Here is a 13482-nt window from a genome sequence, read left to right on the forward strand (position 1 = left end):
AGCGAGGTGTGTGATGTCGATGGAAGTGTGGTTGGGCTTCTTTGCCGCCTGTTGGGTGATCAGCCTTTCACCCGGCGCCGGGGCGATTGCCTCGATGTCAAGCGGCCTGCAATACGGCTTCTGGCGTGGTTACTGGAATGCTCTGGGCCTGCAACTGGGCCTGATCGTGCAGATCGCCATCATCGCCGCCGGCGTCGGCGCCGTCCTGGCCGCCTCGGCCACGGCCTTCCAGGTCATCAAATGGTTCGGTGTCGCCTACCTCATCTACCTGGCCTACAAGCAGTGGCGTGCTCTACCCATGGACATGAGCGACGAATCCGCCGTGCGCCCGCTCGGTAAACCGCTGAGCCTGGTGTTCCGTGGCTTCCTGGTCAACGTCAGCAACCCCAAGGCGCTGGTGTTCATGCTGGCGGTGCTGCCGCAGTTCATCAATCCGCATGAACCGCTGTTGCCCCAGTATGTGGCGATCACGGTGACCATGGTCACCGTGGATATGCTGGTGATGGCGGGGTACACCGGGTTGGCTGCGCGGGTGTTGCGCTTGCTGCGTACGCCCAAACAGCAGAAGCGTTTGAACCGGACGTTCGCCGGGTTGTTCATTGGCGCGGCTACCTTCCTGGCGACCCTGCGCCGCGCGCCAGTCTGATCGACCCAGGGGGCTGCTTTGCAGCCCTATCGCGACACAAGGCCGCTCCTACAGGGATCGCGTAGCGGCCTTTGCTATTTCTGCTTGTCCACCAACCCCTTGAGCAAATCCACCGGCAGCGGAAAGACGATGGTCGAACTCTTGTCCCCGGCTATCGTCCCCAGCGTCTGCATGTAGCGCAACTGCATCGCCCCCGGCTCCTTGCTCAGCATCTGCGCGGCCTGCATCAGCTTCTCCGACGCCTGCAACTCACCCTCGGCATGGATCACCTTGGCCCGCCGTTCACGCTCGGCCTCGGCCTGGCGGGCAATGGCGCGCACCATCGATTCGTTGAGGTCGACATGCTTGATCTCCACGTTGGCCACCTTGATGCCCCAGGCATCGGTCTGTGCATCCAGCACCTGGCGAATGTCCGAGTTCAGTTGCTCGCGTTCGGCAAGCAGTTCATCCAGTTCGTGCTTGCCGAGCACCGCACGCAGCGTGGTCTGGGCCAGCTGGCTGGTCGCCACGAGGAAATCCTCGACCTGGATGATCGCCTTCTGCGGGTCGAGTACGCGGAAGTAGAGCACGGCGTTGACCTTGACCGAGACGTTGTCGCGGGTGATCACATCCTGCGGCGGCACATCCAGTACCACGGTGCGCAGGTCGACCCGCACCATTTGCTGGATTACCGGGATCAACAGGATCAGCCCCGGCCCCTTCACCTGCCAGAAGCGCCCCAGCTGGAACACCACGCCGCGCTCGTATTCGCGCAGGATGCGGAACGCCGACAGCAACAGCATCGTCAGCACGATCAGCACCGCGCCGAAGCCCAATTGCATGAACATGGTCATTCTCCTTGCGCCGCGGGCGCGGCGGCGCTCACTTCCAGCATGACGCCATGGCGCGCGGTCACCCGCACGTTCTGGCCCGCTTGCAGTGGCGTTGCACACTGCGCCTGCCATTGCTCGCCCTGGGCCAGCACAAAGCCACAGAACGGGTTGCCCGCCATCACCTGGGTAACGGTGACCAGGCTTCCGACCAGGCCGGCGTCACCGCTGACCAGCGCCCGTCGGCGGGCCTTGAGGGCCATGCCCAGCACACCGCCGATCAGCAGCGCCGAGAGCACTGCCAGCGTGCCGATCAGGGCCAGCGGAATGCCGAAACCGGGTGCATCGGTGTCGATCAGGATCAGCGCGCCTACCACAAAGGCGACGATGCCGCCAAAGCCGACCACGCCGAAACTGGGCAGGAAGGCTTCGGCAATCATGAAGGCGATGCCGAGCAATATCAGCGCCACCCCGGCAAAGCTCACCGGCAACAGCTGGAGGGCATACAGCGCCAGCAGCAGGCAGATGCCGCCGACCACGCCACCTACCGTAGAGCCGGGGTTCATGAACTCGAACAGCAGGCCGTACACGCCGATCATGATCAGAATCAGCGCCACGCTGGGGTTGGTGATTACCGCCAGCACCCGTGTGCGCCAGTCCGGCAGGTGCTCGACCAGGCTGGCACCGGCGGTCTGCAACTGCAGGGGCTGGCCAGCGACAGTTAGTGTTTTGCCATCGAGCTTGCGCAGCAGGTCGGGCAGGTCATCGGCCACCTGGTCGATCACGTTCAGCCGCAAGGCCTCGCTTGCGGACAGGCTGACCGCCTCGCGCACGGCCTTCTCCGCCCAGTCGGCATTGCGCCCGCGTAGCTGCGCCAGGCCACGAATGTAGGCCGCCGCATCGTTGACCTGCTTGCGCGCGAGGGTTTCGTCATCACTGCCTTTGGCTTTATCGTCCTTGGGCGTGCCTGGCGGGGCGCCGATCTGCACGGGTGTGGCGGCGCCCAGATTGGTACCGGGCGCCATGGCCGCGACATGGCTGGCGTAGAGGATATAAGTGCCAGCGCTGGCGGCGCGGGCACCGCTGGGGGCGACGAAGGTGGCGACCGGTACGGGGCTGGCGAGAATCGCCTTGATCATCTGGCGCATGGCGCTGTCCAGCCCCCCCGGGGTGTCCATGCGGATAACCACCAGATGCGCGCCCTGCGCCTGGGCCTGGTCGAGACTGCGCACCAGGTAGTCGGCGCTGGCCGGGCCGATGGCGTCATCGATACGCAACACCCAGACTGCACCGGGCGCTGCCTGACCGCCTGGCGTGATGCCAAGCAGCAACAGCAGCAACAGCCAGCGCCAGCAGCGGGCGATCACCTGTCGTCACCTCGTTTGCCTGTATTGCACAAGTTTAGCCCTGCCCGCCGCTGTCAGGCCTAAAATTGGACATTGGGGGGCGAAACCGGAGGTGCATCATGCGTATGGCAAAGACCCTGCAGGACCGCCTGGACAAGGCCAACTGCGACTACGACATCATTCCCCATCCACATTCGGCCACCAGCCTGGAGTCGGCCCGCACGGCCGGCGTACCCGCCGAGCGGGTCGCCAAGTCGGTGATGCTCGATGACCGTCATGGCAACTACATCATGGCCGTGCTACCGGCCAACCGGCATCTGGACATGACCAAGGTACGCATGTCCGGGGCCTGGCAACTGACCCGTGAAAGCGGCCTGCCGAGCCTGTTCGGTGACTGCGAGCGGGGGGCCGTGCCAGCCCTTGGCGATGCCTACCAGATAAAAATGCTGCTCGACCCGAGCCTGACCCGCCAGGGCGATGTCTACCTGGAAGCGGGTGACCACGATCACCTGATCCACATGAGCATGGAGCAGTACATGAAACTGGTGCCGCACGCCGAAGTGCGCGAGCTGTGCTGATGTTTTCACAACCATGCCAGGCGGGCGTCGTGGACGGCTTGCCTGGCACTCAGGAGGAACCATGGAAGCGCCGATCCATCCCTTTGCCGAGCTGTTCAAACAACTGGGCCTGCCTGATGATGCGGTGAGCATCGATCAGTTCATCGCCAGCCACTCGCCACTGAAGAACGACATCAAACTGGTGGATGCGCCGTTCTGGAATGCTTCCCAGCGCGAGTTTCTCAAGGACAGCATCAACGAAGACGCCGACTGGGCGGAGCCGTTCGATCAACTCAACGAAGCATTGCGCCGCCCTCGAAAATAAAGCGCCGAGTGGCACCTGACGAGTGATTGGCCGTTGCTATGCTCAGGAAAACAATAAGGGGATAGCGCGATGAAAGATCCCTACGCACCAGGTTTCTGGTGTTCCGTGACGATCCTGGGCACCCTGACGGCCAGTTACTTCTATGGCATCAGGCAGACGCAACAGATGAACCAGGCGGTGCATTTCCTGTACGCCGCTGCCGCTGTCACTGCGGCGGTTGCACTGGTGGCGCTGGCCTGGATCGCCTGGCAGCAGTTGCACCTGAACAAACGCGAGGTGGTGCAGGGGCGAACGTTGCTGACCATCTGGAACACCAAGGTCGCGCTGCGCCGCGTCGAAACGGTGTTCGACCGCTATTTCTGGGGTAGCTACTGGCATTCGGGGCGCACCTTCGAAGAGGTCATGGGCGAGCTCAAGGGCACGCCGCTGGAACAGAGCCTGGATGCCCTGAAACGCCAGTGCCGCTTGCTCGACCGCGAAATTCATGACCATCATCACCATTGGCTGGCCAATGCCCGCGACTTGTCCAGCGTGGCCCAGGCCATGGCCCGTGAACGCTACCAGCTGGATCTGGGCGAGCCAACCCGAAGTGGCCATGGCAATACCGCCGTGCTCAACAGGGACCTGGAAGTGCTGGTGTACACCTGGTCGGCGCGCCTGCGCAGCTTCGACCATCAGTTGGACGAGCTGGAGCGCGCCTACCACTGAGGCGCTTCATTCACCGCGGATGTATTGCTCCAGTTGCAGGATCAGGCGGGCCTGTTCGGCGATGGTTTCCTTGACCAGGTCACCGATCGACAGCAGGCCCAGCAGCTCGCCATTATTGACCACCGGCAGGTGGCGCAGGTGGCGGTTGGTCATCAGGTTCATGCAGTACTCGAGGTTCTGTTTCGGTTCCACGGTGACCACCGGAGCACTCATGATCTCGCGTACTGGGGTAGCGGCGGACGAGCGGCCCTTGAGTACCAGTTTGCGCGCGTAGTCCCGTTCACTGACGATACCCACCACCTGGTTGTCCTCGACCACGGGCAGCGCGCCGACGTTTTTCTCCGCCAGCAGCTTCAGGGCGTCGAGTACCGAGTCATCCGGGCCGATGGTGTACACGGTCTGGTGTTGGGACTTGGTCTTGAGGATTTGTTCGACGGTCTTCATACAGGCCTCTGCGGGTGGAAAAAGCGATGTCTCGGAGTAAATAAAGCATCCGGCACGGCGCTCTGCACGGCAATGCAGGAAACGGCATCGAGTCGATTGAAAAACGTCATGAGTGGTGGCCTGTGCCGGCCTCTTCGCGGCTAAAGCCGCTCCCACAGAAATCGCACAGCTTTCAAAGGCGGCGCAGTCCCTGTGGGAGCGGCTTTAGCCGCGAAGAGGCCGGTAGAGTTGGCTCAGAGCTTCGGCATCTGCCCGATCCGCGCCACCATCTCGCTCACAACCTGCAAGTCCAGCATGAACTGTTCCACGGTCTTGAACTCGTTGTCGTTGTGCCCGGTGTACTTCACATCCGGCATGGCCAGGCCGAACTGCACGCCGTTGGGCAGGTCGTGTACCGAGGTCGCACCCGCGGAGGTACCGAACTCGTGCTTCATGCCCAGGTTCTCGGTGGCCACGGCAAGCAGGGCCTTGACCCATTCGCCCTCGGGGTTGCGGTACATCGGCTCGTCCAGGCTATAGTCGAAGGCCACCGATGTGTGGCTTTTCCGGGTCCATTTGCCCAGTTTGTCGGCCAGTTCGTCCTTGATCGTGGCAATTGGCTTGCCTTTCGGAATGCGCAGGTTCACCGCCAGTTTCAGGCCTTTCTCATCCACCCCGACAAAGGTCAGCGAAGCGGTCAGCGGGCCCATGAACGGGTCCTTGAAGGCCACGCCGAGCTTGTTGCCCAGGTAGTCCAGGCCCCAGTTGTCGGCGGCGTAGCGGGCGGCGTCGGTGAAGTGGTTGTGCTTGAGCGGCACCTGCTGGCCAAGGCCGTTGATGAAACCAAGCATGCGCGCCACCGGGTTGACCCCGGACTCCGGCTCTGAAGAGTGGGCGGAAACGCCGGTCACGGTGAGCAATACCTGCTTGTCCTCGGCCTTGGCAGCGATGCTGAAGTCACCGCCATTGCGCTTCACGTAATCGGCGCCGGCTTTTTCCAACTGCTTGGCCAGCTTCGCCGGGTTGTCGGCGAGCAGGGTTGCGACCGAGGTAGTCGGGATCTGGTTGGTGGCCAGGCCGCCGGTCAGGTTGACGATCTCGGCACCCTTGCCACTGGCCGGGCGTTTGCTGAAGCTGGCCATGACCGTGCCGTAGCCTTTCTCGGCGATGATCACCGGGTAGCCGCCATCGAGCGCCAGGTTGTAGTCGGGCGTGGGGTTGCGCTCGAAGTAGTAGGGGATGGCATCGCCGCTGGTTTCTTCAGTGGTGTCGATCAGCAGCTTGAACTGGCGGGCCAGCGGCAGGTTCTCGTCCTTGGCCACTTTCAGCGCGTACATCGCCACGACAATGCCGTTCTTGTCGTCTTCGGTGCCGCGGCCGTACATGCGGTCGCCGACCAGGGTGACTTTGAACGGGTCCAGGCGTGTGCCATCGGCCAGCTTCCAGTTGTCCGGGTTGACCGGTACCACGTCGGCGTGGGCATGGATGCCGACCACTTCCTTGCCGCTGCCCAGCGAAATCTCGTACACCCGGTTGTCGATATTGCGGAAAGCCAGGCCGAAGCTGTCGGCCAGGGCCTTGATCTTGTCGGCGATCCTAAGGAATTCGGGGTTCTCGTGCTGCGGTGTGCCTTCGACGTTGAAGGTGGGGATGGCCACCAGTTCACGCAGGGTTTCGCTGGCAGCCTTGCCGTACTTGATGCGGGTATACAGGCCGAGCAGGCGGTTGATCTCGTTCTGCTGTTCGGCAGGCAATGGCTTGCCAGCCAGGTAGGCATCGAGGGTTGCCGCGAGGTTGTCAGCCGTGGCCAGGTCGCTGCCTTTGAGCTTGCCGAGGAACTGTTTGAAGTCGCTTGGGTCGCTGCCGTCGAAGGCTTTGACGATGGCTGCGGACTGCTGTTGGGTAAGGTTGGCCTGGGCCGGCTGGATGAACAGGCCCATGCTGGCCAGCAGCAGGGTGGTGGCGGTGAGTTTTTTCAGGTACATGGTTGTGCGCATTCCTTCGCCAATCATTGTTGTGGTTTACCCGCCGGGAAACGGGAAGACGCCCACGCTAACACCAATGGTCTGTGGTACGGGAGTACCAGAAACGCGACATGTCGCACAAATGAAAAAGCCCCGGGCGGGTTGCCGGGGCCTTTCCAGTACTTCGAACGGTGATTACAGTCCGTTGGGCAGGAACCTTGTAGCACCGCTGACATCGTCGATTTTCTTGATGCGGAAGGCCTTGATGCAGGTTTCGTTGCGGGTGTTGCTGTCCGGGCAGTATTGCTGGACGAAGTCATTGAAGGCCATGTCCTGGCCGTTCACGCTCAGGACGCGCTTGAAGTACTCGCCCTGGATGCCCTGCGCCTGGCGCGAGGCGGTCATTTCCTGGTCGACGACCAAGCGGCCGTGCAGGTCGACGGTGGGGAACTGTGCTTCTTCCTGCAGGCAGCCGCTCAGCAGCAGGCCAGCTGTGGCCAGCATGATCAGACGTAGCATGATGTTGTCTCTGCAACGGGCGGCCCCGGCCGGCAGGCCGGGACTGCACCAGGATGGTTACTCGCCGAACAGACTGCCGGCGCGTTTCACTTCTGCCTTGCCGGAATCCTCAAGCAGCGACTTGGCGCCTGAGGTGACGTTGCGTGCGGAGTCGGCATTGGACTGGATCACATCGGTGCGTGCGGCACTGTCGCGCAGCTCGGCATCGATGTAGTCGTTGGCGCGGGCGACCTTTGCCTTTTTCGCCTGCAGGGCCAGGCGGCGCTCTTCCAGTTCCAGCGCACGCATCTCGTCCTCGTAGGCTTCTTCGCGGGTCTGCACGCGCTTGCGCTCGGCTGCTTGCGCCTGCTGTTTCTCGGCGGCACGCTGCGCGGAGGCACGCTGGGCCGCTGCGCGCTGCTGGCGGGCAGCGGCTTCGCGAGCTTCGGCGCGCTGCTCGGCGGCGGCGGCCTGGCGCAGGCGCTCGGTTTCCAGTGCGGCTTCGGATTGCCTGGTCTGCTGTTCGATCTGGTAGAGCTGATCGAACTGGCCCGCCGCGGCAGTGGCGGCAGACAGTGCGAGGGCGGTGCCCAGAACAAAGTGCTTCATGTGTTCAGGCCTCAGCTCTTTTTCGGATCTGGGCAGGTCGCATTTGGCTGGATGCGTGTTTCGTTCGAGATGGTCATGACCATCAGGGAAATGCCACCCACTTCGAAATCGCATGGGCGGCCAACCTGGGCGGAGGTGTAGATCTTGCCGTTTTCCGAGTAGCCGATCAGCACGCCAGGCACCAGTGAGGTATCGCTGACCAGGGAGCCGGCCAGGGCACCGGCGCCACCGCCTGCCACGCCGCCGATGATCGCGGTGTCCTTGTTGTGGCCCGCACCCAACGCTGCACCACCCAGCGCGCCCAGCACACCACCAACCACCATTGCGGCCTTCTGGTTCTTCTCGTTGCTGACCTTGATCTTGGTCGGCGAGACCGTGATGATTTTCACGGTCTTGGCTTCCTGCTGGGTGTTTACCTGGCTGGCATCGAACACATCGGATTGGTATTGCTCACCGGTCGCCTGGCAACCCACGAGCGTAGCGGCGATGGTCAAGGCCAGACAGTGTTTCAGCATTTTCATTCCTGATTCCCTGGAGGGTGTAGTTAACCTTGCGACAACTCATCTGAAGGATGAGGCATAATGCCACTATTCTAAGCAGGTGGATCCAACCAGGTAAAGCCATCAGGATTAAAGCTGGCTTTGGTAAGTGCCAAACGAAATAACGCGAGTAGCCCGGCGCTGTCTTGCAGAAACGACAAAGCCCGCGCAAGGCGGGCTTTGTAAGGGATATGGCGCACTCGGCGGGATTCGAACCCACGACCCCTGCCTTCGGAGGGCAGTACTCTATCCAGCTGAGCTACGAGTGCAACGCGCACGCATGATACCCATCTGATCCGGTGGCGTCCATCGCCTTGATCTGTGGCTGTTTTTTCCCTGTTGCCTGTGCCGGCCTCTTCGGCATCCTGGGTTGGACGGCCGTCGGTCCTCCCATCACATGTCCTTCAGCGCGTTCGTCTAACCTGTACTGGCCTCTTCGCGGGTAAACCCGCTCTCACAGGTACTGCGCAGATTCTGGATTCTGTGGAGACCCTGTGGGAGCGGGTTTACCCGCGAAGAGGCCGGTTGCCATTACGCAAATGATGAAATTTCCGCCAGGGTGTTCAACCATTCGTTCTTTTTTTCGAACAGCCTATTGTCCAACACCCCAGCAGCCGCTTAGCATTCGTTTGAGATTTCAAACGCTCAATGCCCTGCCTTGGGCGCTTTTCAACAATCAACAATTCGGGAAGCCGACATGCAGCTCAAAGACGCTCAGTTGTTCCGCCAGCAAGCCTACATCAACGGTGAGTGGCTGGATGCGGACAACGGCCAGACCATCAAGGTCACCAACCCGGCCACTGGTGAAGTCATCGGTACCGTGCCGAAGATGGGCACCGCGGAAACCCGCCGCGCCATCGAAGCCGCCGACAAGGCCCTGCCGGCCTGGCGTGCCCTGACCGCCAAAGAGCGTTCGGCCAAGCTGCGTCGCTGGTTCGAACTGATGATCGAGAACCAGGACGACCTGGCTCGCCTGATGACCACCGAACAAGGCAAGCCGCTGGCCGAAGCCAAGGGCGAAATCGCCTACGCTGCCTCCTTCATCGAATGGTTCGCCGAAGAAGCCAAGCGCGTCTACGGTGACACCATCCCGGGCCACCAGCCAGACAAGCGCCTGATCGTCATCAAGCAGCCAATCGGCGTTACCGCGGCCATCACCCCGTGGAACTTCCCGGCCGCCATGATCACCCGTAAAGCCGGCCCGGCCCTGGCCGCTGGCTGCACCATGGTGCTCAAGCCTGCCTCGCAGACCCCGTACTCCGCCCTGGCCCTGGTCGAACTGGCCCACCGTGCCGGTATCCCGGCTGGCGTGCTGAGCGTGGTTACCGGTAGCGCTGGCGAAGTTGGCGGCGAACTGACCGGCAACTCCCTGGTCCGCAAACTGTCCTTCACCGGCTCGACCGAAATCGGTCGCCAGCTGATGGAAGAATGCGCCAAGGACATCAAGAAGGTTTCCCTGGAGCTGGGTGGCAACGCCCCATTCATCGTGTTCGACGACGCCGACCTGGACAAGGCGGTCGAGGGCGCGATCATCTCCAAGTACCGCAACAACGGCCAGACCTGCGTCTGCGCCAACCGTATCTACGTGCAGGACGGCGTCTACGACGCGTTCGCCCAGAAGCTGGCTGCCGCTGTTGCCAAGCTGAAGATCGGTAACGGCCTGGAAGAAGGCACCACCACTGGCCCGCTGATCGACGGCAAGGCTGTCGCCAAGGTCCAGGAACACATCGAAGACGCCGTTGGCAAAGGCGCCAAGGTACTGTCCGGTGGCAAGATCATCGAAGGCAACTTCTTCGAGCCGACCATTCTGGTGGACGTACCGAAGAACGCTGCCGTCGCCAAAGAAGAAACCTTCGGCCCGCTGGCGCCGCTGTTCCGCTTCAAGGACGAGGCCGAAGTGATCGCGATGTCCAACGACACCGAGTTCGGCCTGGCCTCGTACTTCTACGCTCGCGACATGAGCCGTGTGTTCCGTGTTGCCGAAGCCCTGGAGTACGGCATGGTGGGTATCAATACCGGCCTGATCTCCAACGAAGTGGCACCATTCGGTGGCATCAAGGCTTCGGGCCTGGGCCGCGAAGGTTCCAAGTACGGTATCGAGGACTACCTCGAAATCAAATACCTGTGCATCAGCGTCTGATCGCAAGGTAACTGCTTTACCTCTGCCAGCGGGGCGCGAGAGCGACGTCTCGCTGGCCTTTTTTACATCGCAGTACCTGGTGGCCAGGGCGTTCACGGCAGTCGATCAACGAATACTGTTCGCGGACACTCCCAGCCACCCCCGAATAAAAGCGCCACTCCAAACCGGCGCAATGAGGGCATTATGAGCAAGACCAACGAATCCTTGATGCAACGTCGTGTCGCCGCCGTCCCACGTGGCGTTGGCCAGATCCACCCGATCTTCGTCGATACCGCGAAGAACTCGACCGTGATCGACGTTGAAGGCCGCGAACTGATCGACTTCGCCGGCGGCATCGCAGTACTGAACACCGGCCACCTGCACCCGAAAGTGGTTGCGGCCGTACAAGAGCAGCTGACCAAGGTCAGCCACACCTGCTTCCAGGTGCTGGCCTACGAGCCCTATGTAGAGCTTTGCGAAAAGATCAACAAGCTGGTTCCAGGCAACTTCGACAAGAAGACCCTGCTGGTCACCACCGGCTCCGAAGCCGTTGAAAACGCCGTCAAGATCGCCCGTGCAGCCACTGGCCGCGCTGGTGTCATCGCCTTCACTGGCGGCTACCACGGCCGTACCATGATGACCCTGGGCCTGACCGGCAAGGTCGTGCCGTACTCCGCTGGCATGGGCCTGATGCCTGGTGGCATCTTCCGCGCCCTGTTCCCGAGCGAACTGCACGGCATCAGCGTTGACGACGCCATCGCCTCGGTCGAACGCATCTTCAAGAACGACGCCGAGCCGCGCGACATCGCCGCGATCATCCTCGAGCCGGTGCAAGGCGAAGGCGGCTTCCTGCCAGCGCCGAAAGAGCTCATGCAGCGCCTGCGCGCCCTGTGCGACCAGCACGGCATCCTGCTGATCGCCGACGAAGTACAGACCGGCGCCGGCCGTACTGGCACCTTCTTCGCCATGGAGCAGATGGGTGTTGCGCCTGACCTGACCACCTTCGCCAAATCCATCGCTGGCGGCTTCCCGCTGGCCGGTGTGTGCGGCAAGGCCGAGTACATGGACGCCATCGCTCCGGGCGGCCTGGGCGGCACCTACGCCGGTTCGCCGATCGCTTGCGCTGCGGCCCTGGCCGTGATTGAAGTGTTCGAAGAAGAGAAACTGCTGGACCGCAGCAAAGCTGTGGGTGAGCGCCTGACCACTGGCCTGCGCGAAATCCAGAAAAAGTACCCAATCATCGGCGACGTTCGTGGTCTGGGCTCGATGGTTGCTGTCGAAGTCTTCGAGAAAGGCACTCATACCCCGAACGCTGCTGCTGTTGGCCAGGTTGTTGCCAAGGCTCGCGACAAGGGTCTGATCCTGCTGTCCTGCGGCACCTACGGCAACGTCCTGCGTATCCTGGTTCCGCTGACCGCCGAAGACGCTCTGCTGGACAAAGGCCTGGCTATCATCGAAGAGTGCTTCGCTGAAATCGCCTGATGTGACCCGCTTCAGAAAAAACCCGCTTCGGCGGGTTTTTTTTGTGCCCAGGAAAGCCATGGGGCGCTATCGTTGTCGGAGGATTTGCTCAGGAAGCTGCGACGGACTGTGTGTCAGGGCTATTCAGGAGTTGGCGATGAGCGCTGCAGACCCCACCCCACCAAGCGTACTGATTGTCGAGGGCGACCCTTGGGTACGTGACCTGCTTAGCGAAATGCTGCTCAGCGTGCGCTGTGATGCCCGGCTGCAGGTCTGCGCCGACGGCTCGCAGGCGCTGAGCGCGCTGTCCAGCAAGCCCGACCTGATCATCGCCGCGCGCGAACTGGCAGGTGTCGATGGCCTCGACCTGTTGCGCAAGGTGCGCGCCAAAGGCTCGGGGTTACCGTTCATCCTCATGAGCAATCGCAGTGACAGCGCCAGTGTGCGCGAGGCACTACCCCTGCACCCCACGGCTTACCTGAGCAAGCCACTGAACCTGGACAACCTGCGCAAGCGCCTTGAAGAGCTGCTGCTGGCGGTTGGCGAGGAGATCGCCTGCCCGGCGCCGGCTTTGCAGGCAGGTGCCAGCCTGCCGGCCTACCTTGAGCAGCGTCGCGCTACCGCCGATGGCGGGCCGCTGCTGGCCGATGTGCAGGTGGCGATCAAGCGCGCGCTCAACCCCCAGGGCCTGAACCTGCGAGTGCTCGAAGAGGAAGTGCAGGGCGACCCGCAGATCACTGCCGTCCTGATCGCTGCGGCCAACAGCGCGGCGCTACACCGCGAAGCACCGGTGCAGACGTTGCTGCAGGCCTTGAACAAGCTTGGCAGTACCCAGAGCATGAACCTGATCCTGGGCATGACCCTCAAACGCAGTGCGCGCCTCAGTGACCCGCTGCTGGCGGAGCATGCGGCCCGTTACTGGGAGCTTTCGCTGCACGCTGCCGAGTATGGCCGGACCTTGGCGCGCATGCTCGAGCTGGACGAAGGGCGTTGTTATTGCGCGGGGTTGCTGCATTGCCTGGGTGACCTGGCGGTGTTGCGCTGCCTGCAGGAATGGCGGCTGGCCGGGGGCCAGCTGGATGAGGACCAGGTGCAGTTGTCGCTCAACGAGTTCGGTGCGGCGTTCGGCTCGGCTCTGCGTACGCGTTGGCGGTTGCCGCTGGCATTGCGCGAGTTGATTGCGGCGATCTACCAGCTGGGCGGTGGGGTGTACTCGCGGGAGATCCTGGCCATGAACCTGGCCGGGCAGTTGTCGCGGCTGCCGGCTTGGCAGGGGCTGGAGAAGGTGGCCAGCAGCAAGACGGCGCGCCTGCTCAAGCTTGGCCTGCCGGAACTGAGCCGGTTGCGCAAGGTGGAGGACCCGGAGGTAAAGCCGCAGGAAGAGCCGCCGGTAGCCGAGGCCGAGATTTCCAGCTGAGATTTTGGGGCTAGGTTCGTTGAACCCGACGCAGATCCTGTGGGAGCGGCCTTGTGTCGCG

At 62.4% G+C, this 13482-nt stretch carries 14 protein-coding genes and 1 tRNA gene; 7 read left to right on the forward strand and 8 right to left on the reverse strand.

The genetic code is table 11. From position 1 onward, the window contains the following. Positions 1 to 13: 13 nt before the first annotated feature. Positions 14 to 646, forward strand: coding sequence for a LysE family transporter (locus CAY82_RS14755; protein ID WP_087501879.1), 633 nt, complete (start codon positions 14 to 16; stop codon positions 644 to 646). Between the two features lie 74 nt (positions 647 to 720). Here the strand turns inward: CAY82_RS14755 and CAY82_RS14760 are convergent, their stop codons facing one another. Next, complete coding sequence (locus CAY82_RS14760; RefSeq protein ID WP_087501880.1) at positions 721 to 1473, reverse strand: slipin family protein; 753 nt, start codon at positions 1471 to 1473, stop codon at positions 721 to 723. Positions 1474 to 1475: 2 nt separating this feature from the next. After that, positions 1476 to 2822, reverse strand: a complete 1347-nt coding sequence (locus tag CAY82_RS14765) for a nodulation protein NfeD (RefSeq protein WP_087501881.1) — start codon at positions 2820 to 2822, stop codon at positions 1476 to 1478. A 98-nt stretch (positions 2823 to 2920) separates the two neighbouring features. Between CAY82_RS14765 and CAY82_RS14770 the strand changes: the two genes are divergently transcribed. From CAY82_RS14770 to CAY82_RS14780, 3 genes are all read left to right on the forward strand, one after another. After that, complete coding sequence (locus CAY82_RS14770; protein ID WP_087501882.1) at positions 2921 to 3379, forward strand: aminoacyl-tRNA deacylase; 459 nt, start codon at positions 2921 to 2923, stop codon at positions 3377 to 3379. Between the two features lie 61 nt (positions 3380 to 3440). Beyond that, positions 3441 to 3683: a DUF2789 domain-containing protein gene (locus CAY82_RS14775; RefSeq protein ID WP_063914405.1), complete on the forward strand. Its 243-nt coding sequence runs from the start codon at positions 3441 to 3443 to the stop codon at positions 3681 to 3683. Positions 3684 to 3752: 69 nt separating this feature from the next. Further along, positions 3753 to 4391, forward strand: a complete 639-nt coding sequence (locus tag CAY82_RS14780; protein ID WP_087501883.1) for an NADH:ubiquinone oxidoreductase subunit N — start codon at positions 3753 to 3755, stop codon at positions 4389 to 4391. Between the two features lie 6 nt (positions 4392 to 4397). Here CAY82_RS14780 and CAY82_RS14785 read toward each other — a convergent pair whose 3' ends face one another. From CAY82_RS14785 to CAY82_RS14810, 6 genes are all read right to left on the reverse strand, one after another. Next, positions 4398 to 4835 carry a CBS domain-containing protein gene (locus CAY82_RS14785; RefSeq protein WP_087501884.1) on the reverse strand — a complete coding sequence of 146 codons (438 nt, stop codon included), beginning with the start codon at positions 4833 to 4835 and terminating at the stop codon, positions 4398 to 4400. A gap of 233 nt (positions 4836 to 5068) precedes the next feature. Continuing rightward, on the reverse strand, positions 5069 to 6799 hold the full coding sequence (locus CAY82_RS14790) for a dipeptidase (protein WP_087501885.1): 1731 nt from the start codon (positions 6797 to 6799) through the stop codon (positions 5069 to 5071). A gap of 174 nt (positions 6800 to 6973) precedes the next feature. Continuing rightward, positions 6974 to 7297 (reverse strand): hypothetical protein, encoded by a 324-nt coding sequence (locus CAY82_RS14795; RefSeq protein WP_087501886.1) that lies wholly within the window; start codon positions 7295 to 7297, stop codon positions 6974 to 6976. A 57-nt stretch (positions 7298 to 7354) separates the two neighbouring features. Next, positions 7355 to 7885, reverse strand: coding sequence for a DUF5384 family protein (locus CAY82_RS14800; protein ID WP_087501887.1), 531 nt, complete (start codon positions 7883 to 7885; stop codon positions 7355 to 7357). A gap of 11 nt (positions 7886 to 7896) precedes the next feature. Then, entirely contained in the window at positions 7897 to 8400 is a 504-nt protein-coding gene (locus CAY82_RS14805; protein ID WP_087501888.1) for a hypothetical protein, read from the reverse strand. 216 nt (positions 8401 to 8616) lie between these two features. After that, a tRNA-Arg gene (locus CAY82_RS14810) sits at positions 8617 to 8693 on the reverse strand. Positions 8694 to 9121: 428 nt separating this feature from the next. Between CAY82_RS14810 and gabD the strand changes: the two genes are divergently transcribed. The 3 genes from gabD to CAY82_RS14825 all read left to right on the forward strand — a co-directional run bounded on the left by gabD (position 9122) and on the right by CAY82_RS14825 (position 13421). Then, positions 9122 to 10564: an NADP-dependent succinate-semialdehyde dehydrogenase gene (gene gabD / locus CAY82_RS14815; protein WP_087501889.1), complete on the forward strand. Its 1443-nt coding sequence runs from the start codon at positions 9122 to 9124 to the stop codon at positions 10562 to 10564. Between the two features lie 183 nt (positions 10565 to 10747). Continuing rightward, the gene (gabT, locus tag CAY82_RS14820; RefSeq protein ID WP_087501890.1) at positions 10748 to 12025 is read left to right on the forward strand and encodes a 4-aminobutyrate--2-oxoglutarate transaminase; all 1278 of its coding nucleotides are present in this window, start codon (positions 10748 to 10750) and stop codon (positions 12023 to 12025) included. Between the two features lie 136 nt (positions 12026 to 12161). Then, positions 12162 to 13421, forward strand: coding sequence for a response regulator (locus CAY82_RS14825; protein WP_087501891.1), 1260 nt, complete (start codon positions 12162 to 12164; stop codon positions 13419 to 13421). The last annotated feature ends 61 nt before the right edge of the window (positions 13422 to 13482 follow it).

The organism is Pseudomonas sp. SID14000 (assembly GCF_002165135.1).
GTDB lineage: Bacteria > Pseudomonadota > Gammaproteobacteria > Pseudomonadales > Pseudomonadaceae > Aquipseudomonas.

Bases quoted from the DNA above. Each gene is read 5' to 3' on its own strand.
- CAY82_RS14755 (WP_087501879.1), top strand. From the start codon at position 14: ATGTCGATGGAAGTGTGGTTGGGCTTCTTTGCCGCCTGTTGGGTGATC.
- CAY82_RS14760 (WP_087501880.1), bottom strand. From the start codon at position 1,473: ATGTTCATGCAATTGGGCTTCGGCGCGGTGCTGATCGTGCTGACGATG.
- CAY82_RS14770 (WP_087501882.1), top strand. From the start codon at position 2,921: ATGCGTATGGCAAAGACCCTGCAGGACCGCCTGGACAAGGCCAACTGC.
- CAY82_RS14775 (WP_063914405.1), top strand. From the start codon at position 3,441: ATGGAAGCGCCGATCCATCCCTTTGCCGAGCTGTTCAAACAACTGGGC.
- CAY82_RS14780 (WP_087501883.1), top strand. From the start codon at position 3,753: ATGAAAGATCCCTACGCACCAGGTTTCTGGTGTTCCGTGACGATCCTG.
- CAY82_RS14785 (WP_087501884.1), bottom strand. From the start codon at position 4,835: ATGAAGACCGTCGAACAAATCCTCAAGACCAAGTCCCAACACCAGACC.
- CAY82_RS14790 (WP_087501885.1), bottom strand. From the start codon at position 6,799: ATGTACCTGAAAAAACTCACCGCCACCACCCTGCTGCTGGCCAGCATG.
- CAY82_RS14795 (WP_087501886.1), bottom strand. From the start codon at position 7,297: ATGCTACGTCTGATCATGCTGGCCACAGCTGGCCTGCTGCTGAGCGGC.
- CAY82_RS14800 (WP_087501887.1), bottom strand. From the start codon at position 7,885: ATGAAGCACTTTGTTCTGGGCACCGCCCTCGCACTGTCTGCCGCCACT.
- CAY82_RS14805 (WP_087501888.1), bottom strand. From the start codon at position 8,400: ATGCTGAAACACTGTCTGGCCTTGACCATCGCCGCTACGCTCGTGGGT.
- gabD (WP_087501889.1), top strand. From the start codon at position 9,122: ATGCAGCTCAAAGACGCTCAGTTGTTCCGCCAGCAAGCCTACATCAAC.
- gabT (WP_087501890.1), top strand. From the start codon at position 10,748: ATGAGCAAGACCAACGAATCCTTGATGCAACGTCGTGTCGCCGCCGTC.
- CAY82_RS14825 (WP_087501891.1), top strand. From the start codon at position 12,162: ATGAGCGCTGCAGACCCCACCCCACCAAGCGTACTGATTGTCGAGGGC.